Source organism: Niabella insulisoli (genome assembly GCF_039652435.2).
GTDB classification, from domain to species: domain Bacteria; phylum Bacteroidota; class Bacteroidia; order Chitinophagales; family Chitinophagaceae; genus Niabella; species Niabella insulamsoli.
The window spans coordinates 12,978-36,840 of the sequence record NZ_CP190246.1 but is presented as its reverse complement, the minus strand read 5'-3'; the positions used below and the strand labels follow the sequence as shown (position 1 = coordinate 36,840).

The window sequence follows — 23,863 nt, the reverse complement described above, 5'->3', positions numbered from 1 at the left end:
AACAATCAACCCAGGATAGTGTCAATTTTTTGGGCTAATTGATGGTCTTTTTCTGTAACGGTGTCGCCGGCGTCATGCGTGCTTAGCCATATTTCCACCGTATTGTATACATTTTTCCATTCGGGATGATGATCCATTTTTTCCGCTTCGAGGGCAACGCGGGCCATAAAAGCAAATGCTTCGCTAAAGTCTTTAAACTTCAATTTTCGATATAACCGGTTGTCAGATTGCTGCCACATAGTGCGTGTTTTTAAAAAATGAGATATTCTTTGTTTTTTATCTTTTCATTGGTAAGCTCTGTTACCAGCTGAACCCCGGGTATATTCCTCAGCATGGCAATCAACTGGTTCAGGTATGCATCAGTGACAATATCATCTTTCATCAACCATAAAAAATCGAGGTTTTTAAACTCAGGCAGCAAAAACTCTCCGTCGTGCAGATTATTGTACAAGTAATGACAGAGCGCGCTGTTCGGCTCGTGATATTCATAAACAGAAAAAAAATATTGCCGCCTTTTTCGCTTCATGGCAATTTCGATGTCGTGATTGATCCTAAAATTAATGCCTAACATATTATTCAGGTTCCAGCAAAACCGGTAATCTTTCACGCTCGTTACAATACCCAACAGTTTTGTATCGTCAAAAAAATTGTCGATAATTTCCTGTGTATCCAATTCCAATTTCAGAAGCGCCATAGTCGTTCTTTTCCTGTGGGTTCGCGGGGTATCCGCGATGTAAAGTTATAAAAAAGATCATGCCACTCTTTTAGCACCGACATAAAAACTCCGTATTTCGTAAACATTCTTATACGAAAGGCGGTTAATTTTGTGGCTTTACGTTTTGAAAAATTCAATGTTACATATCGCGTTAGCAGGAAACCCCAATAGCGGAAAAACTTCTTTATTTAATACCCTCACGGGTATGAATCAAAAGGTGGGCAATTTTCCGGGCGTGACTGTTGACAAAAAAACCGGCACTACAAAAATCGGTAACGCAACCGCCGAAGTGATTGACCTGCCCGGTTCCTACAGCCTGTATCCCCGCCGTTTGGATGAAGAAGTGGCGTATAAGGTAATTTTAAACCAGGATGCCGACATCAAAACAAATGTAATCGTGGCAGTGGCTGACGCCAGCAGCCTCAAACGCAACCTTTTGTTCTGCACCCAGATTATCGATTTGAAAAGGCCGGTGGTGGTGGCGCTTACCATGACCGATATCGCCAGAAAAAAGGGAATTGATATTGATATTAATGAGATGGAGCGGGAACTGGGCGTTCCGGTTGTAGCCGTAAATCCGCGAAAAAACAAAGGAATCGACGCGCTAAAAAAGGCGATCGAACTGGTTGCAGGAAATTTGTATAAACCACCAGCCAGAAGTTTTATAGAAGCTTCGGCCTTAGCGCCGGACGCCATCCGGCAGGCACAGCTGGCCGTGCCCGGCATCGGAGATTATGAGGCGATTCACTATCTAATCAACCACGAAACCTTTCCGCTGGCAGAAGAGGTGCAGGAGCAGATAGAGCAGGCAGAAATCGACCACCAGTTTAATCCGTCCCGAACGCAGGCCGAGGAAATCGTGCAGCGTTATAAAGGCATCAACCATATCCTCAACCAGGCGGTTTCGTTTCCCGATCCGCAAAAAAAATCGCGGCTTACCGAAAGGATCGACAATGTGTTGCTGCATCCGTTTTGGGGATATGCGATTTTACTGGCCATTCTTTTTCTATTGTTTCAATCGGTTTTTTTACTCGCTTCCTACCCGATGGACTGGATTGATGGCGGCACCGCGGCATTTAGCGGCTGGCTGGCCGACTTGCTGCCCCAAAATAACTTTTCGGACCTATTGATCAACGGGGTGGTGGCGGGCCTCGGAGGAATTGTGATTTTTATTCCCCAGATCATGATCTTATTTGGCCTAATTACTTTGCTTGAAGACACGGGTTATATGGCGCGCATCAGTTTTCTTACCGACCGTATCATGCGCACCGTCGGGCTCAACGGTAAAAGCGTGATGCCTATGATCAGTGGTTTTGCCTGCGCCGTGCCGGCGATTATGAGCGCGCGTAATATTGAAAACCGCAAGGAGCGGCTGCTCACCATTTTAGTAACGCCGCTGATGAGCTGTTCGGCGCGCCTGCCCGTTTATATCATTTTAACCGCCGTAGTGATTCCTGAAACCTATGTCGCCGGTTTCATCAGCGTTCAGGGGTTGGTAATGATGGGGCTTTACCTGATCGGTTTGGTATTCGCGATGGCCGTATCTTATGTTGCGAAGTGGTTTATCAAAATAAAAGAAAAAAGCTTTTTTATCCTCGAGCTGCCGGTGTACCGGGCGCCGCGATGGAAGAACGCGGTTCATACAATGGTTGAAAAGGCTAAAATTTTCACCGTGCAGGCCGGTAAAATCATCCTGATCATCAGTATCGGGCTGTGGTTTTTAAGTTCATACGGCCCGGCAAAAAAAATGAAAGCCATTGAGCTTCAATACCAGGAGCAGCTCGCTGCGCCGGGCGCAGATGCCGCCGCAATAGAAGAACATTATGGCACAGCAAAATTGGAAGCTTCTTATGCCGGCATGATGGGAAAAGCGATAGAACCCGCCATTCGCCCGCTGGGATACGATTGGAAGATCGGCATCGCGCTGATTACTTCTTTCGCAGCAAGAGAAGTTTTTGTAGGAACCATGGCTACCTTGTACAGCGTTGAAGATGACGGAGCAGAAAACATTGCGCTACAGGAAAAAATGGACCGGGCTACTTTCAGCGATGGGACGAAGGTTTTTACACTGGCAACCGGCGTTTCGCTGATGCTTTTTTATGTGTTCGCCATGCAATGTATGAGTACGCTGGCGATCGTAAAACGTGAAACCGGCGGCTGGAAATGGCCGATGATTCAACTGGCTTACATGACTTTCCTGGCTTATATAGTTAGCTTGATCGCCTATCAGCTTTTAAAATAAAATTTAAACTAAGCAGGTGAGGGCGCTCCCGCTTAGTTTTGGTTTGTAATCTTTTATTGTTTGATAAATTCAACACGGCGGTTGTTGGCTTTCCCTTCCGGAGTCGTGTTGTCGGCAGCAGGCTGTGTTTCTCCCTTCCCTTCAGTGCTCATCCGGCTTTCGGCAATTCCAAATTCCGATGAAAGCGCCTTTTTTACGGCTTCCGCTCTTTTCTTCGAGAGAGAAAGATTGGCAGCTTCGTCGCCGTCGCTGTCGGTGTGGCCTATTATTTTAACCCGAACTGTAGCATTTTCAGAAAGCACATTCGCGATATCTTTCAGCACGCCATAGCTTTCTCCTTTTATTTTATCGCTGTTGACGTCAAATAAAATTCCGGTCGTTACAAACTTTCCTTCCGTTATTAACTTACTTCTGGTGTCGGGCGCACCGACCGCTACGCGCACGTTTCCAACGAAAAATTGCTGCGCGTCGTTGCCGGGCCCGTCATTCCGGAAATAAATAGCGTTGATTTTCTCACTTCCATCTCCGAAAGCTCTCGGGATATCCCATATTTTTGACTCGTTCAGGTAAACGCGCAAACGTCCTTTTTGCCGCCAGATGCTTACATGAACATTATTCTTTCCACCTTTCGTCGCAAATACCTTCTGTTCCAGGTCGTTCGAAACAATCTCCTGGTCGCCGCCGACCGCGTTTACCACCGACATCCCCTGGTCACCGCCGGCACCGGTTGGATGCAGCGCTAACTCTACGGTCAGTTTGGTGTTATTGCGCCTGTTTCCATATTTTTTAAAAGAACCCCAGCTTTTGCCGATATTGGGCTCGCTGGTAAAGCCTATCACAAAATAACCGCTGTAATAGCTGAATTCGGGTGTGGAAGCCAGATCAAACTCTACCGTAAAATTGTCCGGAAGCCCTTTGATAAATTCCGGATAAAAAACGGTCTCGCTGTTGGTCATCAAAAACTTATTAGGATTGTCGTTGAGCTTCGACAGCGTTCCCGACCCGTTGGTGTTCCATTTGGCCGGGAAATCGCCCAACCCGTCCTGGCTAAAATCTTCAAAACCAATCACCCGCTCTCCGGGAATAAAATCAAACTTTCCCGTTGCCGAAAAGCCTGACGGCCCTGACTCTTGTTTTTGGTTGGGCCGATCGGCAGCCGCGTCGCTGTCCGACGATTCTTCATTAGATTTTGTTGGTTTAGACCCTTTCTTTTTAAAAATGCTGCCAATACCTTCTTCCACTTTGTCAAGGCCTTTGTCAATGCCCTGGTCGATTTTTTGGTTGGCGCGGTTTTCCGCCGCGCGCCTGGCGGCCCGCTTGGGGTCTATAATTTGACTGTGCCCGGTTTCGGCAACCAGCAGCCATGCAATAAGGAAGGCTAAAATTTTCATGTGCTTATTTTTTAGTTCTTTTAACGAGTGTCTGCGGGCACCGAATATTGCAGGTTGTTTCACCTGCATACTTTCTGCCCGGTTGGTCAAAAACTCCTGGCCAGCAGCAGGCGTTTGCCCGAAAATTTGAAGAAGGCCTGCCGTTGTTTTCCATATTCTGAACTTAAAAGTAGCCCAAAGCTTTTTCTAAAACACGCTGTTCACCCGAATTAGGGATAAGCCATAGTGCCTATTTTTGTAAAAAATATTTGTATGCGTATATGTTTTTTTATCCTTCTAAGCAGCCTTCTTTTTTCTTGTAAAAATGATGCCTCGGGCGACGGAGGCAGCGAAAAGCCGCTGTCTGACAGCTTGCTGCAACTGGTACTGGACGGCCACGATGTGGCGATGCCCAAAATGATGAAACTGAGCCGGCTTCAAAAAGAAGCGCAGGCAGAAATGGATTCGCTGAAAGGCTTGCCAGGCGCAGCGCACACCGCGCGCATCGCGGCGCTCGACAGTACGATCAAAAAATTAAGTTTCGCGGATGTGTCGATGAACGAATGGATGGAAGGTTTCAGGTACGACTCTTTAAAAAATGATGAAACGGCGCGGGTAGCCTATCTGAAAATGCAACTCGAATCGGTAAATCAGATGAAAGATATTGTGCTTGCAACCATCGAAGAGGCCGACTCGGTACTGGCGAAATAGGATGGGTTTCACAAAAAAGCCTCACAACGCAGCTGTTGTGAGGCTTTCTATTATGTTTTGCAACTTTGCTTATTGCTCGCTTTTATAATCGTCGATCGCAGCGCTTAATCTCGCAAAAATATCATCGATCGAGCCTTCGCCAGGGATGGCTTTAAACTTGTCGGCTTCTTTATAATGCTGGGCTACCGGCTCCGTATCGTTGGAGTAAACCTGGAATCTTTTACGAATCACCTCTTCGCTCGTGTCGTCTGAGCGGCCTGAAGTTTTTCCGCGCTCCAACAAACGCCTTACCAACTCTTCTTCGTTTACCTGCAATGCCAGCACCAGGTCGATCTGCGTTTTCTTTAATTCAAGCAGCTTGTCCAGCGCTTTAGCCTGGTTCAGCGTCCTGGGAAAGCCATCGAATAAAAATCCCTGCGCCAGCGCGTTTTTTTCCAGGCAATTATCAATGATGCCGATTACCACTTCATCGGGAACCAGCTGTCCTTCGTCCATTATTTTTTTTGCTTCTAAACCAAGAGGCGTTTTATTGGCAATTTCATTTCGAAGTAAATCGCCTGTAGAAAGATGTACTAATTTATATTTTTCGATAAGATTAGTAGCCTGCGTACCCTTGCCGCTACCGGGAGGGCCAAATAAAACTAAATTAAACATTTACGTAAATTGGTTTGATGTATTTGAACAAATATAACGTAGCGAAACTAAATTTTGCGTTTTTGCGTACCTTTTGTCAGAAAATGTGAAAATCTGCCAACCTCGGGCCTGTTCAAAACCTTTGCGCCCGCAAATTGTTTTTATTTACGTTATGAAGCGTTCCTTTTTATTATGGCTGAGTATTTGTTGCTTGTTTACGCAATGCCGGTCTCAAACGACATCAAACCCTAAAATCGATTCTGTAAAAATGAATAAAGAAAATAACCCCGCTTATTCCCGAACCGACACCTCGAAGGTTGAAATGAGCAATGAAGAATGGCAGAAAATTCTGCCGCAGGATGTTTATTATATCGCCAGGCAAAAAGGAACGGAAAGGCCCTGGACGAGTAAATACGAAAAGTCGAAAGAAGTGGGCACCTATTACTGTGCGGTCTGCGGCAATCCATTATTTAAAAGCGACACCAAGTTTGAAAGCGGCTGCGGCTGGCCCAGTTTCTACGAGCCGATCAGCAAAACAAGTATGAACTACCATGAGGATAAAAGCCACGGGATGGTGCGCACGGAAGTAACCTGCGGCAGATGCCAGTCACATTTGGGCCATGTGTTTGACGACGGGCCGCCTCCAACCGGCCTTCGCTATTGTATCAATGGTGTGGTGCTTGATTTTGAAAAAGCCAAAGAGCAGGAAAAGAAATATAAGGACGAAAACAAATAGTTTTTCATTTTTTGAAAAGGACAAGAAAAAGCCGCGACAGATCGCGGTTTTTCCATTTTGTAATCGATTGCAATGTGGTTTGTTTTATTATATTTGAACAAACAAATCAGCAGCCATGCACTCCAGAAGACGATTTCTTGCCAACAGTTCGGCTTTGGCATTAGGCAGTTTTGCCTTGCAATCTTTCAATACCAAAAATTTTTCTCGTTTTAATTTGTCTGCCGCAGAGGAGATAAATATCGGTGCCATTGGCATCAATGGCATGGGTTGGTCCAACACCATGTCCATTTTAAAGATACCCGGCGTAAGGCTGGCCGCCCTTTGCGATGTTGATAAAAATGTGATTGATAAGCGTTTGGCCGAGCTGAAACAGCACAATATTGATATTTCTAAGATCAAGATTTATAATGATTACCGGGGGCTGCTTGATAATAAAGATGTAGATGCCGTGATTATTGGCACGCCGGATCATTGGCACGCTTTGATTATGATTCACGCCGTGCAGGCCGGCAAAGACGTGTATGTTGAAAAGCCCGTGGGCAATTCCATCGCAGAATGCAGAGCGATGGTGGCGGCGCAGGAAAAATACAATAAGGTGGTGCAAGCGGGCCAGTGGCAGCGCAGCCAGCAACATTTTCGCGACGCCATCGATTTTGTGCATAGCGGAAAATTGGGCAATATCCGCACGGTGAAAGTTTGGTGTTATCAGGACTGGATGAAGCCCGGCCCTGTGGTGCCCGACAGTGCGCCGCCAGCGGGCGTAGATTATAAAATGTGGCTCGGGCCGGCGAAAACCCGGGCTTTTAACAGCAGCCGCTTTCATTTCACCTTTCGATGGTTTTGGGATTATGCGGGCGGCCTAATGACTGATTGGGGCGTGCATTTGATGGATTATGCCATTTTTGGAATGAAGGCTCCCGTGCCTAAAACGGTGTCGGCGCTTGGCGGCAGGTTTGCCTATCCCGACCTCTACCAGGAAACACCCGACACGCTGGCAGCGCTTTACGAGTTTGATAACTTCAATCTCATTTGGGACCACGCCATGGGCATCGGCAACGGCAATTTTAAAAAAGATCACGGCATCGCGTTCATCGGCAACAATGCTACACTGGAGCTGGACCGCGGCGGATGGGAAGTGATTGAAGAAAAGCGCAGCGATAAAAAAGTTAGCGTCGCCCGCAAGGCGCCTTCAGAAAACGGCCTCGACGCCCACACGAAAAACTTTGTGGATGTCGTTCGTTCGCGGAAAATGGCCGATCTGAATTGCCCGGTGCAAACGGGCGCGCATATAGCCACTGTTTGCCAAATGGGCAATATTGCCTACCGTAGTGGCCAAAAAGTTGTTTGGGATAAGGCCGCCGCTCAGTTCACCGACGATCGGCTTAATAAAGATTATATGATGGCGCCTTACCACAATGGTTATAGTTTGCCTAGGTTGTAAAATATTACTTTAGCGAGGTTTGAGAAACTGATTGGAGCCAAACTCCCATAACATCCTCATTCCAATTATCTTTGCAGCTCATTTTTGAAAATTTGAATTGAATGAGCGTACAACATCTATCTGAGCAGGAACAAATCAGACGAGAAAAATTACAGAAAATAAAAGAGGCCGGCGTAGACCCTTATCCCGCTGCCCTTTACCCCGTATCTCACTATTCGGCCGACATTAAAAACCAGTTTTCGGAAGCAACCAAAGATCAATTTACCCATGTTTGTGTGGCTGGCCGCATTATGAGTATCAATGATAAAGGCAAGGTTTTCTTTATTAAAATTCAGGACCGGCAGGGCATTTTTCAGTTGTATGTGAAGCGCGACGAGCTTTGCCCGGAGGAAGACAAAAGCTTTTGGGAACACGTTGTTAAGGGCGGGCTCGACCTCGGCGATTTTATCGGCGCTACCGGTTACGTATTTGTTACCAAAACCGGAGAAACCTCATTGCACACGCAAACATTGACCTTGTTATCAAAATCGTTGAAGCCGCTGCCGGTTGTAAAACGAGATGAAGAAGGCAATGTTTTTGACGAAGTAACCGACCCGGAGTTTAAATATCGCCAGCGCTACGCCGACCTGGTAATCAATCCTTCTATCAAAGAAACTTTCATCAAACGCACCAAACTTATCAACTCCATCCGCGAATTTCTGAACGAACGCGGCGCCCTGGAAGTGGACACGCCCGTGTTGCAAAGCATTCCGGGAGGCGCGGCGGCGCGGCCTTTTATAACGCATCATAATGCGCTGGACGTTCCCTTTTATCTGCGTATTGCCAACGAATTGTATTTGAAAAGACTGATTGTTGGCGGCTTCGACTGGGTATATGAGTTTGCCCGCAATTTTCGGAACGAAGGGATGGACCGCACCCACAATCCCGAATTTACCATTCTGGAGTTTTACACCGCCTACAAAGATTATTTCTGGATGATGGAAACCACGGAGCAGCTTTTGGAAAAAGCCGCACAGGATGTTACTGGCGGAACGGAGGTGCCCGTTGGCGAAAAAACCATTTCTTTTAAAGCGCCTTTTGCCCGTGTTTCTATCTATGACGCCATTAAAGAACATACCGGCCACGATGTGAGTGCGATGGACGAAGAAGGTCTGAAAAATGTTTGCAAAGACCTGGGAATCCACGTTGATAAAACAATGGGCAAAGGAAAATTGATCGACGAAATTTTTGGCGAGAAGTGTGAGCACCATTATATACAGCCGACTTTTATCATCGATTATCCGGTAGAAATGAGCCCGCTGACGAAGAAGCATCGCAGCAAACCCGGACTGGTAGAGCGTTTTGAGCTCATGATTAACGGCAAAGAAATCGCCAACGCCTACAGCGAGCTAAACGACCCCATCGAACAGCGGGAGCGATTTGAAGAACAGGCGAAATTGCTGGAACGCGGCGACGAAGAAGCCATGTTTATAGATTATGATTTTCTGCGCGCGCTCGAATATGGTATGCCGCCTACTTCTGGCATTGGATTCGGCATCGACCGCCTTTGCATGTTGCTTACCAACAAGGCTTCCATTCAGGATGTATTGTTCTTCCCGCAAATGCGCCCCGAAAAAATGGATTAATAACTTTTTTCTTCTCTTCAAAGCCGGCATTTTAGAAAGTGCCGGCTTTGCTTTTTAAAATATGCGTTGCCTCCGCGGTCCGCAGCAATAATTACCTATTTTTATTTTTCTTTAAATGTTGATTTGCTATGTTAAGAAAAATGTTGGCCCTTTCCTGCAGCCTGCTTGCCTTGTCTTCTGTAAAAGCACAGCAGGCCCCGGCGCTGAAGCTCAAAAGTACTTACGCAGTATTGCCTACCGATTCGAAAGCACAAATAATCGCCAAAGCAGCGCATGTGATTCCGACCGCGAACCAATATGCAGCGTTGAAAAATGAATACATTGCATTTATACATTTCGGGCCCAACAGTTTCACCGCCAAAGAGTGGGGCAGCGGCATGGAAGACCCGAAAGTGTTTGACCTGAAATCGCTCGACACAGATCAATGGTGCCGCGTCATGAAAGACGCCGGAATGAAAATGGTAATTATTACCGCCAAACACCATGATGGCTTTGTGTTATGGCAAAGCCGATATACGAAGCATGGCGTGATGAGCACAGGGTTTAAAAACGGTAAGGGTGATATCGTAAAAGAACTGGCGGCTTCCTGTAAAAAATATGGATTGAAACTGGGCATCTATCTTTCGCCCGCTGATCTTTTTCAAATTGAAAGCGCCGATGGGTTATATGGCAACCTCAGCAAATACACCGATCGCGTCATTCCGCGTCCGGTAGAAGGGCGGCCCTTTGCCAACAAGACAACCTTTACGTTTAAGGTGGATGATTACAATGAATATTTTTTAAACCAGCTTTTCGAACTGCTTACCGAATACGGAGAAATCAGCGAAGTGTGGTTTGATGGCGCTCATCCCAAAACAAAAGGCGGCCAGCGCTATAATTATCTTGCCTGGAAGGAGCTGATCCAAACCCTCGCGCCGAAAGCGGTTATTTTTGGTAAACAGGATATCCGCTGGTGCGGAAACGAAGGCGGAAAAACGCGGGACACCGAATGGAATACCATTGCCTATCCTTTCAATCCGGATACGGCGCATTACTTCCCCGATCTTACCAATCGGTCGCTGGGCGCTCGCGAAGATCTTTATGGGGCCAAATATATTCATTATCAACCGGCCGAAACCAACACTTCTATCAGAGAAGGTTGGTTTTACCGCAACGATACAGAACAGAAAGTGCGCAGCGCAGATGATGTTTTCGATATTTACGAACGCTCCGTAGGCGGCAACTCTATCTTTCTTTTAAACATTCCGCCCAATCGCGAGGGCCGCTTTTCAGAAAGAGATGTAAACTCATTGCTTCAGGCGGGAGCACAAATTAAGGCAACTTATAGCAACAATCTTTTCAAATCGGCAAAAGGCCCAGCCCGGCTTTTGGATGATAATGATCAAAGCTTTGCGCTGCTATCTAATCCCGACGCGCCGGTAATCATTCAAACCAAAAGCCCTGTCACCATCAACCGGCTGATGTTGCAGGAAGCAATTACTTCGCATAGCGAAAGGGTGGAAGCGTTTGAAGTTGACGCGTGGATCGGCAGCGATTGGAAGGAAATAGCGCGCGCCACTAATATTGGTTATAAAAGAATTCTTCGCTTCCCGCAGGTAACTTCCGACAGATTCCGGATCCGCATTTTGCAACAGCGCGCAGCTCCCGCCCTTAGTACGGTTGCGGCGTTCTATTATAAAACAAGGCCGCCCCGCCTCGCCATATCTACCGATAAAAAAGGGCTGGTTGCTATCGCAGCAGCGCGCCAAAATTTTAACTGGAACGTCAATGAACAAAATGCTGCTGATAATATCAACACCGGCATCGTCATTCGTTACACTACCGACGGCAGCGAACCTGATAGGCATGCTCCAGTTTATACCCAGCCCTTCCCCATGAAAAAAGGAATTGTGAAAGCCGCCGCTTTTACCGACGAAGAGCGAGGAAGCGTAAGCAGCGAACGCATTGAAATTGCCAAAGAAAACTGGAAGCTGCTCGATGCCAGCAGCGCTACCACCAGAAATAGCGCCACCAAAGCTTTTGACGCCGACGCCCGGTCTTTCTGGCAAACATCAGCGCCTGGCCAGCGCCATGCGATCGCTATCGACTTGGGCGCCACTTACAGCATCAGCGGTTTTACCTATACGCCGCAAACATTTCATGGCAAGGGTATGCTTGAAAAAGGCCGCCTTTTTATCAGCAACGACGGGGACAACTGGAAGCCGGTTGCCGACTTTGAATTTGGAAACCTGATTAATGATCCTACCAAAAGAAATTATGATCTGAAAAGTCCGGTAAGCGCCCGGTTTATAAAATTAGAATCGACAGTGATCGCCGGCGGAGGCGACGAACTCTCTATCGCTGAACTTGGCTTTTATGAGTAACTCTTCCCTTCCCAAAAGAAAGCCCGGTCGTTGACAACCGGGCTTTCTTTTATTTACATATCACTTAATAACTCACTTTATAATCTTTCTTAAACGGCTTACCGCTCCAGGCACGCTTGCTGGTCCATTCGGTGTAGGGATCTTTCCAAAACGCATGATCGGCCGGCAGGCCCAATGGCAGAAACCCAAGGGTTGCCATGTAGAGGCTTCCGGTGGACGTATAATAATCCGCCACCTCTGGCTGCGCGCCGCAAAAGCCTAACACCAACCAGCCGTTCTTATCAAAATTGGAGTATTGATCATACATTCTATGCATGACTGCTGTTAAGCCGCAACGCACTTGCGCGGGTTGAATATAATCTGGCAACTGCTCCATCAACGCTACCTGGCCCAGCGCCTGAAAAGCGGCTGTGCGGTAAGTAATAGACCTGCCAAAAGGAGGGAAACTGCCGTCCGGCGCTATCATTCGCTCTAAAAACTCGGAATACCGAACCATCCTTTTCACCACAGCTTCGTACTGATCGGCTTTCATTCTTTTTTTATCCAGTAAAACTTTGCTCATGTCGGTCAGCATCGGGTGGATCACAAAACTGTTGTAGTAATCCATACTAAAATGAGGACCATCGCTATACCACCCATCGCCTTCATACCATTCGCTCATTTTATTTTGTGCGTATTGAAGCCGTACCGGGTCGGGCTCTTCACCAGCAAAAAGTAAAAACGCCTCCGTGAGCCCGGAAAATAAAAGCCAGTTATTATACGCCGCTGCGCGCGTGCGCAAGGCCTTTAGTTCGGTAACAAGGCGTGTTTTAGTTTGCGCGCTAAGCGGCTCCCACAAAGCCTTTGGCGCTCTTAGAAATCCGTGAACAAGAAAAGCCGCATCCACCAATACCTGTTGTTCACTTCTAAAATTAAGATAGTCAGGGTTGGAGGGATCCACGGCATTGGCAATGCCTTTTAGAAGAGCCGTCCGCAGTTCTTTGCGCATCTGGCCTTCTTTTGTAGGATCATCCGGCAACGCGAGCCACGGCGCAACCCCAGCCACGGTGCGGCCGACCGCCTCCAGGTAAGTAACTTTCTCTGCTTTAAGCGCATAACCCGGCGCTTTCTCTAAAGGCATATTTTTTTTCAACGTACCATTAGCGAGGTTGAAAATAACCGGCCCGGCCATTTTGTATAAAAGCCCGGCCCAATAAGCCCTGTCTTGCTCGCCGGTGGTATGCGGCTGCGCGTTTGATATCAAACTTACAGCCAATAAAAGCTGCAATACGCCAGCCTGTAAAAATTTCTTTCTCATTTTTGAATGACCCCTTTTTGCAATTAATATTTTCAAAATAGTTTTTTCCCGTCCAGTATTTTTTGATACCTCAGCAGCGCCTCTATAAAATAATAATCCGCATATACCAGCGGCACATCGATCTCACCGTTGTGCGGAATGGAGCCGACACTATGTTCCAAAATAAAATCTCCGTTGGATCCGTGCGGCGCACGATACGCGGGGCTGCCCAGGCTGTGAAGTATATCAACTGCTGCTTGCTTATACCTGGATGCTTCGGCGCCTGGCACATAAGTGCTTAGTTCGAGCAGGGCAGATGCAGTGATGGCCGCTGCCGACGCGTCGCGGTAGAGCACCGGCACCTTGCTGGCGTTAGAATTTTTACCGGGTTGATATCCTTTTTGCCAGGCGTTAAAATCCCAGATCGGAATATGATCTGCCGGCGTAGATTTATTGTTAATAAAATAATTGGCCAGCCCTTTTGCCGTTTTTAGAAAGCGGGGGTCTTTTGTTTCCCTATAGGTCATGGTAAAACCATACACCGCCCAGGCCTGGCCCCGCGCCCAGGTGGAGTTGTCTGCAAAGCCCTGCGCTGCTTCGCGCGCTTCCACTTTGCCCGAAACCGAATCATAGCAAACAACATGATAAGAACTATAGTCGGGCCTGAAATGATTTTTCATCGTCGTCTCCGCATGTTTAACAGCGATATTTTTGAACCTGGGATCGCCTGAAACCTTTGAAGCAAAAAACAGCATTTCAAGATTCATCATGTTGTCGATAATAACCGGAAAATAATAGGTTTTATCGCCATGCCAAGACTTAAAGCTGTTCCAGGATTTGATGCATCCTGTTTTAGCGTTAAACCTTGTGCTCAATGCGTTCGCCGAATTGATTAAAATCTTTTTATAAGATTCGTTCCCCGTGAGTCGGTACGCGTTGCCATAACTGCAATACATCATAAAACCCAGATCATGATGGCGTGTGAAGGTCTGAAGGGGTTCGAGTTGCTCCGTCCAACTGGTGGCGGTAGCTTTCAGCTTTTCATCTTTATTAAATTCGTAGCCATACCAAAGGCTGCCGGGAAAAAACCCCGGCGTCCAGTCATACATCGAGGTAGAGATCATCTTTCCCTCTTTATTGATGGTTCGCGGAAACTTTAGCTTTTCAATATCTTTTGAGGCAGCCATATTTTCAAGATGACCGACAGCAAAGGAAAGGTTCTCCTTTATAAACGCCTGCTCTGCCTGACTCTTAGCCTGAAAAAAGGTAAACGTTGCAGCGCAAAGAAGTGTGGTTGCTTTTTGAAATTTCATTATGTATTATTGATGTTTTTATATTTTATAAACAGCTGAACACCATCTGGAAAATTATTGCTTCCGGATCGTGTATTCGTAGTGGCCTTTTTTAACCGGATTTTTGACAATCAACGCTACACGATACAGTACCGGCCCCCAAACGGCAGACAGCCGGTTATCGTCCTGCGGAATGTTTTCTATTTTCAGATCAAAAATTTTCGGGTCGTAAATCAACGCCGCTTTTTGATTTTCTTTTTCAAATAATAGCTTCCCCGCCACGCCTTGTTCGGGCTTGGCCCAGGTCAAAAAGTGAATTTTTGACGGTTGCTTTATCGCCGTAAGCTCGAATACATCTGCAATTTTTAATTCATCGTTTTTCAACGTGTAGGTTCGCTGCCAGGTTTTTACGGCTGCCGCAGTTTCGTAAGCGTTGGCGATATTCAGAGTGAACCGGCGTTTCTTTTCATCAAATTGTACTTGAGATGATTTATAGCGCGCGCCATATTTTTGTGGCGCGCCATTGATTTGCGGCAGGTTGTGATAATCGCTCTGCATCGTCCAGATTTGATACCGTTCGCTGCTAAAGGTCTGCCGCGTATAAGTGCCCACCCCCGCATCTACAAAAAAAGGAACCGCATTTATGTACAAAGAAAAAGTGCCCACGTCGTTATGGTTATGGCTTTCGTTGTTATAGCCGCCTTTGGCAGCAAAAAAGAAATTATCATTTTTCATATAGCAAAACTCCGTTTGCGGATACCAGCTAAATGCGTTTGCCGGCAATTTTGCAGGAACGGCGTTTAAGGCATTCTCGAAACGGATATCCTGAAAAACACGATAAAGGTCGCGTTTTATTTTCATGGGCGTTTTATCGCTGGCTTTCTGATTGATGTAGCCCGCAAACTGCATCATAGCCGGGCTTTGAACCGCTTTTCCATATCGATAGATAAGCCCGGCGTCGCCGCCACCTTTTGCCGAAGCGTCTGCAAAATTGACGACCCACCCATCGCCTACATAGCTTCTGGCGATGTATTCGCCCATATTTTTGATGATTGGTTGGTCGAAGATAGATACAGCCCCGCCCGTTATATCGCTCAACACCTGAAGGTAATCATACATTTTCCCTGCCGCGTGGCCCCAGTAAGAAGGGCCCTCTTCGCAGGCGCCGTCATCTTTATTGTAATTAATAAACTTATCTACCGAGCGCATTGTTTTATACACAATGCGAGCCAGCTGCGCGGGATCGTTTTCAATCAGCGCCGCGGTCAGCAAGACATTACTATTACACCAGGGGTTCCAGTTATTAACGAGCTGCGAAGGCCGCAATTCAAAAGCCATCCACCAAAAATCGGTTCGCTGCTGGTAGGGCTCCAGAATACGCCGTCTCAATTCATACTCCATGCGCGGCGCTATGACAGGATTGACCTTATCCAGCGCATCATGCATAAAATAATAAACCCACGAAAGCATAGCGCCCACATCGCCAGCTACCAGGTCGATTGTATGTTGCTGATGATCGGGAAAGCCTTTATTATTTTGCTGTAAGCTCAAATGCGCTGATGCGGCCCAGGTTGTCATTTCGCAGGCAGCATAAATACCGTTTATTAATTGATCCATAAACCGGCCCTTGCCTTCCGCCAGTTCTGCAAAAAAAAGGTTGGAGATGGCAGTCAGGTTTTGATTAAACGGCGTTTCCATTATGGTTCGCGAACCCGACCTCAGGTATTCGAGATAGTCGGTTGCAGTAATCACCTGCCATTTATAATTCAAGTAGGCTTCTCCGTTTTTGATGTAATCACCTTGCTGTTTGCCCAAAAAATCTGACCAGCCTTTGCGGTCTTGATAAGAAGGATAAGGCACCCACTTGTCTTTTGCAACCAGCTCGTTTTTCACAAAAGCTTCATCACCTTGTTGTTGAAGCAGATTGCGCGGAACGGGCGATGCGGCGGTCTGAAAGCCGAAGCCGATACATATTATCAGGAGGAAAAATGGCAGGAAGCGTTTCATTACAACAAAAAATTTGGGGGAAGATAAAAAAATATCGCGCACAATAAGGCGTTGTAGTTGAGCAACCGATTGCGTATTTTTATAATCCATAAAATCAACCGCCATGGATTTAAAAAAAGAAGACATTCGCCAGGAGGTTTTCGACCTTTATGACGACTATGCTCATAACCGGATCAACCGCCGGGATTTTGTTCAAAAATTGTCGCTCTATGCTGTGGGCGGCCTAACCGTTAGTTCACTTATGAGTTTTTTAATGCCCGATTATAAAAGCCGCGTGCAGATTCCGGCTGACGATGTGCGCATCAAGTCGGCATATATAACCTACAAATCGCCGAAGGGTGGTGGAACGATTAAGGCGCTGCGTTGTGAGCCTGCGAATACGAAGCAAAAGTTGGGCGGCATTGTGGTGGTCCATGAAAACCGGGGCTTGAACCCTTATATTGAAGATGTGGCGCGAAGAGCGGCGCTTGCGGGTTTTGTGGCCTTAGCGCCGGATGCATTAACGCCGCTTGGCGGCTACCCGGGCACAGACGATGAAGGACGGGCTTTGCAAGCGAAGCGCGACCGCAACGAAATGCTTGAAGATTTTATTGCCGCTTATGATTATTTAAAAAATGATGCGGGCTGCAACGGCAAAGTTGGCGTCGTTGGATTTTGTTTTGGCGGATGGATCGCCAATATGATGGCTGTTCGCATTTCAACATTAAATGCTGCAGTTCCCTTTTACGGCGGCCAGCCTGCGGATGAAGATGTGGCCAAAATTAATGCGCCACTGCTGATCCATTATGGTGAACTCGATAAGCGCGTGAATGAGGGATGGCCAGCTTACGAGGCCGCACTGAAAGCACAGCACAAAACGTACACCATGTATATGTATCCCAATGCCAATCATGGGTTTCATAACGACACCACGCCGCGCTACGACAAAGAAGCCGCGACGCTGGCCTGGAAAAGAACCATTGATTTCTTTGAAAAGTATTTGAGCTAGGAATGCCACGAATGCACGAATAAAGTTTACCTTTTATGAGGCGCTTGTTTGTGGAAAAATAATTCAGTAGCATCCTAATTGAAACTTTTCACTTTTTAAAATGATTAGGCCATACATTTTTCTTTTTATCTTACTTTTTTTTACCCGTTGCAAAACCAGAATTTCTGAAGCGGAATTTGAAAAGAACGTTTTTGATGAGATCTTTCCGGCTTTATTGGTTGCCACCTGTATTGATATTAGAAAGTACAGAAGCCCACCGCCCATAAATTATAACGATAGAAATTTTAGAATTGACGAGGATGGAAACGTAATCATTTTTGACAGCAGCCTTGTTTCTAAAAAAGACCTTCAAAACCTTGCTGTGTGGAAGTTACAGATGGACAGTATCGATTCCGACACGAATAAGGTTGTTATTGGCTTTAACCCAACCCTACTACCAATTGTCGAGGAAATCGATTATGCCCGCCGATTCTTGCGCGATACCGTGCTGGTGGTTAGGTCAACTTCTTCGCTTGTTTTACCTTTTAAAAAAGATATTGTTATACCTCCATTTAAAATAGTAACAGATCTAAAACAGCAGGAAAAAAACCGCCTCAGTTTTTCGCGAATTCTTTTTAATAAAAGTAAAACAATGGGCGTTTTAGATGTGGGCTTTACATGCAGTGGGAATTGCGGTAAAGGATACTTTGTACCTATTAAAAAAGGATTTAACGGAAAATGGTTTGTTTCAAAAGTTAGGAATACTTGGATCTCTTAGCTTGTTTATGCGGTTAATTTTTTTGCTATAAAAACCACGAATGCATGAACGATATTTGTATTCGTGCATTCGTGGCATCTCAATTAAAATTCGGCGCTTTTCGGCGTTCTGGGGAAGGCGATAACATCCCTGATATTACTCATTCCCGTAACAAATTGAATCATCCGCTCGAAGCCAAGGCCAAAACCTGCATGCGGAACGGTACCGAAGCGGCGCGTGTCCAAATACCACCAAAGTTCTTCTTCGGGAATTTCCATTGCTTTCATTTTTTCGAGTAACACATCCAACCTTTCTTCTCTTTGCGAGCCGCCCACGATTTCGCCGATGCCCGGCGCAAGAATATCCATCGCGGCTACGGTTTTTCCGTCATCGTTGACGCGCATATAAAATGCCTTGATAGAAGCGGGATAATTGGTTAAAATAACCGGCTTCTTGAAATGCTTTTCTACCAGGTAGCGCTCATGCTCGCTCTGCAAATCCATGCCCCAACCTGTGATGGGATATTGAAATTTCTTTTTCTTATGATAATTGCTGTTCGCTAATATATCGATGGCTTCGGTGTAGGTAAGCCTTTGAAAATCGTTGTTCAATACAAATTCCAGTTTTTCGATCAGGCCCATTTCGCTGCGCTTGTCCTGCGGCAATTGCTTTTCTTCATCAGCCAGCCGATTGGCCAGGAAATCCAAATCTTCGCGGTTATGCTCCATCACATACCTGATGATATATTTGATAAAAGCTTCGGCGAGGTTGGCATTGTCTTCCAGATCACAAAAGGCCATCTCCGGTTCAATCATCCAAAACTCTGCAAGGTGGCGGGCGGTATTGCTGTTTTCAGCCCTGAAAGTAGGGCCAAAAGTGTAAATCTCTCCGAAAGCCGTCGCTCCCAGTTCTCCTTCCAATTGGCCGCTTACTGTAAGATTGGTTGATTTTCCGAAGAAATCTTCTTTAAAATTAACAGCGCCGTCTTCATTTTTGGGTGTGTTTTCAAAAGGCAGTGTGGTAACGCGAAACATTTCACCGGCGCCTTCAGCATCGCTCGCCGTAATGATAGGCGTATGCATATACACAAATCCCTTTTCATTGAAAAATTTATGAACCGCAAAGGCCAATGCATGCCTGACACGAAAAACAGAGGCAAACGTATTGGTGCGGAAACGCAAATGCGCCTTTTCCCTCAGAAATTCAAGCGAATGTTTTTTGGGCTGCAGCGGATATTTTTCCGGATCACTATCTCCCAAAACTTCGATAGTATTGGCCTTTATTTCCATTTTTTGCCCTTTTCCCAGGGATGGAACGGCCACGCCGGTTACTTTCAGCGACGCTGAAGTCGTAATTCTTTTCAGTAGCGCTTCATCAAATTTTCCCAGTTCGGCCACAATCTGCAGGTTGGTATTGGTGCTTCCGTCATTTAAAGCTATAAACTGATTGTTGCGAAAAGTACGTACCCAGCCCATAACCGTTACTTCCTGTTCCTGCGCTTCCTGCGCTAAAAGTTCTTTGATTTTGATCCGCTTGTTGAACATAGCTCTCTATTTTGGGCGGCAAAGATAACTTTTAATTTTTAGGCGCTAAACGGAATGTTCGGCGAATTTCCTTTTAAAATGGCCTGAAATGGGGCCGGCTCACGAGCGGCGAGAACGCCCAGGGAATAGAGATGAAAATGATCAGCAGCGCAACGCTAAACCAGATGGCGATTGTTTTAAATTTTTCTGCGTCCGTGCGTTTGCGCTTTGCTTTTGCCGAGCCAACAGTAATTACGCCAATGGCAATAAGCATCATCAGGCCGTGTTCCATTCCAAAAAAGCGAATTTCGCGCAGATGCACCGCCGTGGTATAGTTGTGCAGAAAGTAGTCAACGATGGGGCTGATCAGGTAAAGCCAAAGGCCGATGAGCAATTGAATATGAGCAATGGTAGCGGTCCAGTGTCTCAGCGCATTATCGAATGGCGTAAAAACGAGTCCGGAGCGCCAGGCGCTGTATGCGCGAACGATGGTGACCACCAAACTGAGCAGCACGAGCCAGCGCATCAGCGAATGCAGCGATAAAAGGTATGCATACATCATTTTAATAATATTTCTGCGTTGTGTCCGCGCAGGCAAATTTATTGACAGCTTACCGCATCTCCCTATTTTCTCAATTCACTTATTACCACCTTCGCCATTTCTTTCGAGCTGAAAGGGTTTTGGCCGGTGATGAGGTTGCCGTCTACTACAACTTTTGATGTCATTGGAATTAACGCTTTTATATAATGCGCTTTTCGTTCTTTCAAAGCAGCTTCAAGATTAAATGGCACTTCCTTTTTTCTACGGGCTATACTTTCCTCAAACCAATTAAATCCTGTGATGCTCCTGTTTCTAATAAGTACGTTGCCTGAGGATAACCTAACATTTAATAACCCTCCAACGCCATGGCAAATAGCTGCGATTTTTTTACCGCTTTCAAAGTGCCTGCGAATGATTTCCTGCAAAGCAATATTGTCAGGAAAATCGTACATCGTTCCGTGCCCGCCCGCCAGATAAACCAGGTCGAATGTTGCTGAGGCCAGATCGCCAAGTGCTTTGCTATTTTCCAATTCTTTTCTAAAAGCAGCCATCTCCCAGTAGGTTTTTGTCACTTTATCCAAAACGAACGGCTTCAGGCTTTCGGGATCTATGGGAATCGGGCCGCCATCGGGGCTAGCTATTGTAATCCCGAAATTTTCAGTTTTTGCATGATCGTAGATATGGGTTAACTCGCTTAGCCATAATCCGGTTGCCCGCCCGCTTTCGTATTTTGAAACCCCTGTGGAAATGATTAAAATATTTTTCATAGCTGATTTTCTTTTTTGATCTGTGAAATGCCTTCTTTGAAAGTTGTAACCTTGAAATCGGGGAACCGCGCCTTAAATTTTTCTGACACAAAAATATTGTCCTGCTTATAGCGGGGCAACAGCTCTTTTAGTTCTTTTAGCTTACTGTTGAATAATCCTCCGATTTGGAACGTTAACATATTCACCACCTGATGCCGCAAAGGCTTGCCGTAAATTTCAGCCGCCATATTAATGAGTTGCTCATAAGTGGGGCGCCTATCATCGCACGGCAGGTGCCAGGTTTGGTTGTTGGCGTCCGGCGTGTGGGCTATTAGCGCCATCGCGCTGCTGGCGTCTGGCGTCCAGATCAGCGATCGCCTGGTTGTATCGCTCAGCGGAACTTTAAGTTTTTTATTTTGATGAATATTATCAAAAATCATGGTGTTGGTAATGCTTTGCGTTTTACCCGGGCCGTAAAATTCCGGCGCTCTGCAAATCACCGCATTGATGGAGCCAGACCCGATTTCTTTCAATAGCATTTCGGCTATTTCCGCTCTTACAGCAGATTTGCGGCCTTCCGGCGCAAAAGGACTTTTTTCCGTTTGTGGATCGCTCGTCTTCGCATACATATAGGTATTGTCAAAGAAAACCAGTTTTGCATCCTTCTTTTTACAGGCGTTAATAACATTTTGCATCATCACAGGGAATTGCGCTTCCCACATGGACGAGTTCATAGGCAGGCCAACCGTCAGGTAAACAATTTCGCTGCCGGCGACTGCAGCTTCGGTGGCATTTGCGTTTAAAAGATTTGCAGAGACAAGCTCATCAGAGTCGTGGACCTTTTTGGGGTTTCTGCTGACCAAGCGGATCTTTTTTGTGTACTGTTGATACAAGGTTTTTGTTAGCTCTTCCGCGATTTGACCGTTGGCTCCAAGTATTGTTTGCATTTTAATTTTTTTGTTACTTTAACTTATAGCTACGCCTCGACAATTTTCAGCGTTTCTCTTATAATAACTTCACCTTTTCCTCTTCAATATCAATTAAAGTAATTTCCTTTCGAATGACTTCCTCTTCAATATGCGATGCCTTATTTTTCTCAATAAGAAATTGACGTTGCGCTTCGAGCAATTCGAGATAAACGGTTTTTGTTTCTGCATTGACCAATGCCTCTTCGACAGTGTCTAACTTCTGCTGCCACTTGGCCAACGCGCTGGCGAGAAAAACATTACCTTCGATATGATGGTGGTACTTTTTTTCTATCTCTTTGATTGAAAATTGCCACAAGTCTCTTCGCAGCTGTGTTTCAAACGATTTTTCACCCTCGCTTATTTTTATCATTCTATTCAATTTAACCCTTCGTAAAATAAACGGTAGCGTCAGGCCCTGCACAAAAAGCGTCAGGATGATCACCATAAAACTTATAAACAAAATCAATTCGCGCTGCGGAAAAGCGGTGCCATCATCTAGATAAACCGGGATCGAACAGGCCGCCGCCAGTGAAACCACGCCGCGCATACCCGTCCAGCCCAGTACCAGTGGCGTACTCCAGGCCTTTTTAAAACTAAAGTCGGGAGCGATAATACTTCTTCTAAAAAGAAAGGTGGAGAACAGCGCGATAAAAGAAGCGACAATCCGGATAAAAATAATAAATGCCGTAACGATGATGCCGTAAAAAATGCCGTCGCCGATAGACACTCCGGCTTTGTTCAGCCCCTCAACAACCTCTTTCAAATCTAACCCAATAACAAAGAAAACGACGCCGTTTAGCAGGAAAACAAAACTTTGCCAAAAGCTGAAACCCCGGATCCGCGCTTCGCTGTTGAGTATGCGGAATCTTCGGTTCGCGAGAAATAAACCGCCGGTAACCACCGCCATCACTCCAGAGCTATGCACCTGCTCTGCCACCCAATATAAAATGAAGGGTTCGATCAACGTGAATACAATATTGGATGGGGCGTCCATTGGCAAGCGTTTATGAGCCTGCATAAAAATCCAGCCTATTAGTAATCCGATGCCAACACCGCCCAAAACCATCCAGCTAAAACTGAATATGGCCTCGCTCCAGATGAATTGCCCCGTAGCTACGGCAATCATGGCAAACCTGAAAATAATGAGCGACGAAGCATCATTAAATAAGCTTTCTCCTTCTAAAATGGTAGCGGTGCTTTTGGGAATATTTACAAATTTCATTATGGCTCCGGCGCTTACCGCATCGGGCGGAGAAACGATGCCGCCCAACAGAAAGCCGAGCGCCAAAGAAAAGCCGGGAATAAAAGAATTGGCAAAAAAAGCTACGGCCGTCGCTGTGAAAAATACGACCAGAAAAGAGAAGCTTCCGATTATACGCCACCAGCGTTTGAGCCCTTTAAATGAAATTGACCAGGCCGCATCAAACAAAAGCGGCGGCAAGAATACAAAAAACACCCAATCGGGGTTTAAGCGCAGTGTTGGAACTGAAGGAATAAGGCTTACCAACAAGCCTGCGACAACGACCAAAATAGGGTACGCCACGTTGAGCTTTTTCGCAAGCATTTGTACCAATACAATGACAATGACAACAACAAAGAGAAAGGGTAGCGTTTGATGCATCTGGTTTTTTATATTAAACTTAATGGTTATTTTTTATTTCTATGAACGTATTTTAGCTAACTACCTGGTCACTCACTGACTGAACCTCCTCTTTCCTGCATGGCTCTTTTGGTAAATAGATTTCTAATCGAAGCGGCCCAATGACAAATAAAACTTGGCGCAAAAACTTAAACATTTGTTAAAATATTATATTTATTATTGTCTACTTATCAATGTTTTGCGATATCAAATAATTAACTTATCTACTTAAGATCCGGGGTTCGGCTTTGCTCTAACTTCTTTTTTAGTTTGTAAAATATAATTTTGCACCCCTTTAACTAACTGATCGA

The 23,863-nt window shown here is 45.9% G+C and carries 20 protein-coding genes; 8 read left to right on the top strand and 12 right to left on the bottom strand.

The genetic code is table 11. From position 1 onward, the window contains the following. Positions 1 to 5 precede the first annotated feature (5 nt). Together ABDK00_RS00150 and ABDK00_RS00145 are read right to left on the bottom strand one after the other, a co-directional pair. Complete coding sequence (locus ABDK00_RS00150; RefSeq protein WP_346237475.1) at positions 6 to 239, bottom strand: 4a-hydroxytetrahydrobiopterin dehydratase; 234 nt, start codon at positions 237 to 239, stop codon at positions 6 to 8. A gap of 11 nt (positions 240 to 250) precedes the next feature. Next, positions 251 to 694 carry an IPExxxVDY family protein gene (locus ABDK00_RS00145; protein ID WP_346237474.1) on the bottom strand — a complete coding sequence of 148 codons (444 nt, stop codon included), beginning with the start codon at positions 692 to 694 and terminating at the stop codon, positions 251 to 253. 157 nt (positions 695 to 851) lie between these two features. On the opposite strand from ABDK00_RS00145, the gene feoB reads away from it, so the two are divergent. Beyond that, positions 852 to 2,957, top strand: a complete 2,106-nt coding sequence (gene feoB / locus ABDK00_RS00140) for a ferrous iron transport protein B (protein ID WP_346237473.1) — start codon at positions 852 to 854, stop codon at positions 2,955 to 2,957. Positions 2,958 to 3,010: 53 nt separating this feature from the next. On the opposite strand, the gene ABDK00_RS00135 is transcribed toward feoB, so the two are convergent. Beyond that, complete coding sequence (locus ABDK00_RS00135; RefSeq protein WP_346237472.1) at positions 3,011 to 4,348, bottom strand: OmpA family protein; 1,338 nt, start codon at positions 4,346 to 4,348, stop codon at positions 3,011 to 3,013. A 252-nt stretch (positions 4,349 to 4,600) separates the two neighbouring features. On the opposite strand from ABDK00_RS00135, the gene ABDK00_RS00130 reads away from it, so the two are divergent. Continuing rightward, entirely contained in the window at positions 4,601 to 5,038 is a 438-nt protein-coding gene (locus ABDK00_RS00130; protein WP_346237471.1) for a viral A-type inclusion protein, read from the top strand. 69 nt (positions 5,039 to 5,107) lie between these two features. Here the strand turns inward: ABDK00_RS00130 and ABDK00_RS00125 are convergent, their stop codons facing one another. Then, positions 5,108 to 5,692 carry an adenylate kinase gene (locus ABDK00_RS00125; RefSeq protein ID WP_346237470.1) on the bottom strand — a complete coding sequence of 195 codons (585 nt, stop codon included), beginning with the start codon at positions 5,690 to 5,692 and terminating at the stop codon, positions 5,108 to 5,110. 247 nt (positions 5,693 to 5,939) lie between these two features. Here ABDK00_RS00125 and msrB point away from each other — a divergent pair, with 247 nt between their 5' ends. The 4 genes from msrB to ABDK00_RS00105 all read left to right on the top strand — a co-directional run bounded on the left by msrB (position 5,940) and on the right by ABDK00_RS00105 (position 11,836). Next, a complete protein-coding gene (msrB, locus tag ABDK00_RS00120) occupies positions 5,940 to 6,407 on the top strand; it encodes a peptide-methionine (R)-S-oxide reductase MsrB (RefSeq protein ID WP_346237469.1) in 468 nt (155 codons plus the stop codon). Between the two features lie 115 nt (positions 6,408 to 6,522). Beyond that, entirely contained in the window at positions 6,523 to 7,848 is a 1,326-nt protein-coding gene (locus ABDK00_RS00115) for a Gfo/Idh/MocA family oxidoreductase (protein ID WP_346237468.1), read from the top strand. A 101-nt stretch (positions 7,849 to 7,949) separates the two neighbouring features. Beyond that, positions 7,950 to 9,473: a lysine--tRNA ligase gene (gene lysS, locus ABDK00_RS00110; protein ID WP_346237467.1), complete on the top strand. Its 1,524-nt coding sequence runs from the start codon at positions 7,950 to 7,952 to the stop codon at positions 9,471 to 9,473. A gap of 128 nt (positions 9,474 to 9,601) precedes the next feature. Beyond that, positions 9,602 to 11,836 carry an alpha-L-fucosidase gene (locus ABDK00_RS00105; RefSeq protein ID WP_346237466.1) on the top strand — a complete coding sequence of 745 codons (2,235 nt, stop codon included), beginning with the start codon at positions 9,602 to 9,604 and terminating at the stop codon, positions 11,834 to 11,836. A 64-nt stretch (positions 11,837 to 11,900) separates the two neighbouring features. Here ABDK00_RS00105 and ABDK00_RS00100 read toward each other — a convergent pair whose 3' ends face one another. From ABDK00_RS00100 to ABDK00_RS00090, 3 genes are read right to left on the bottom strand one after another with little or no spacing between them, the layout of a single operon-like run. Beyond that, positions 11,901 to 13,133: a DUF2264 domain-containing protein gene (locus tag ABDK00_RS00100; protein ID WP_346237465.1), complete on the bottom strand. Its 1,233-nt coding sequence runs from the start codon at positions 13,131 to 13,133 to the stop codon at positions 11,901 to 11,903. 32 nt (positions 13,134 to 13,165) lie between these two features. After that, the gene (locus ABDK00_RS00095; RefSeq protein ID WP_346237464.1) at positions 13,166 to 14,425 is read right to left on the bottom strand and encodes a glycoside hydrolase family 88 protein; all 1,260 of its coding nucleotides are present in this window, start codon (positions 14,423 to 14,425) and stop codon (positions 13,166 to 13,168) included. 54 nt (positions 14,426 to 14,479) lie between these two features. Beyond that, complete coding sequence (locus tag ABDK00_RS00090; protein WP_346237463.1) at positions 14,480 to 16,537, bottom strand: heparinase II/III-family protein; 2,058 nt, start codon at positions 16,535 to 16,537, stop codon at positions 14,480 to 14,482. On the opposite strand from ABDK00_RS00090, the gene ABDK00_RS00085 reads away from it, so the two are divergent. Continuing rightward, complete coding sequence (locus ABDK00_RS00085) at positions 16,515 to 17,399, top strand: dienelactone hydrolase family protein (RefSeq protein WP_346237462.1); 885 nt, start codon at positions 16,515 to 16,517, stop codon at positions 17,397 to 17,399. The two genes, ABDK00_RS00090 and ABDK00_RS00085, sit on opposite strands and share 23 nt — an antisense overlap. A 361-nt stretch (positions 17,400 to 17,760) precedes the next feature. Beyond that, positions 17,761 to 18,156 (top strand): hypothetical protein, encoded by a 396-nt coding sequence (locus ABDK00_RS00080; protein ID WP_346237461.1) that lies wholly within the window; start codon positions 17,761 to 17,763, stop codon positions 18,154 to 18,156. A gap of 83 nt (positions 18,157 to 18,239) precedes the next feature. On the opposite strand, the gene asnS is transcribed toward ABDK00_RS00080, so the two are convergent. The 5 genes from asnS to ABDK00_RS00055 form a co-directional block, all read right to left on the bottom strand. Next, positions 18,240 to 19,679: an asparagine--tRNA ligase gene (gene asnS, locus ABDK00_RS00075; protein ID WP_346237460.1), complete on the bottom strand. Its 1,440-nt coding sequence runs from the start codon at positions 19,677 to 19,679 to the stop codon at positions 18,240 to 18,242. 73 nt (positions 19,680 to 19,752) lie between these two features. Continuing rightward, the gene (locus ABDK00_RS00070; protein WP_346237459.1) at positions 19,753 to 20,220 is read right to left on the bottom strand and encodes a hypothetical protein; all 468 of its coding nucleotides are present in this window, start codon (positions 20,218 to 20,220) and stop codon (positions 19,753 to 19,755) included. Between the two features lie 62 nt (positions 20,221 to 20,282). Next, a complete protein-coding gene (locus tag ABDK00_RS00065) occupies positions 20,283 to 20,966 on the bottom strand; it encodes a type 1 glutamine amidotransferase domain-containing protein (protein WP_346237458.1) in 684 nt (227 codons plus the stop codon). Beyond that, positions 20,963 to 21,892: an NAD-dependent epimerase/dehydratase family protein gene (locus tag ABDK00_RS00060; protein ID WP_346237457.1), complete on the bottom strand. Its 930-nt coding sequence runs from the start codon at positions 21,890 to 21,892 to the stop codon at positions 20,963 to 20,965. The genes ABDK00_RS00065 and ABDK00_RS00060 overlap by 4 nt, the downstream gene beginning before the upstream one ends. A 58-nt stretch (positions 21,893 to 21,950) precedes the next feature. After that, positions 21,951 to 23,534, bottom strand: a complete 1,584-nt coding sequence (locus ABDK00_RS00055) for a Na+/H+ antiporter (protein ID WP_346237456.1) — start codon at positions 23,532 to 23,534, stop codon at positions 21,951 to 21,953. Positions 23,535 to 23,863: the final 329 nt, after the last annotated feature.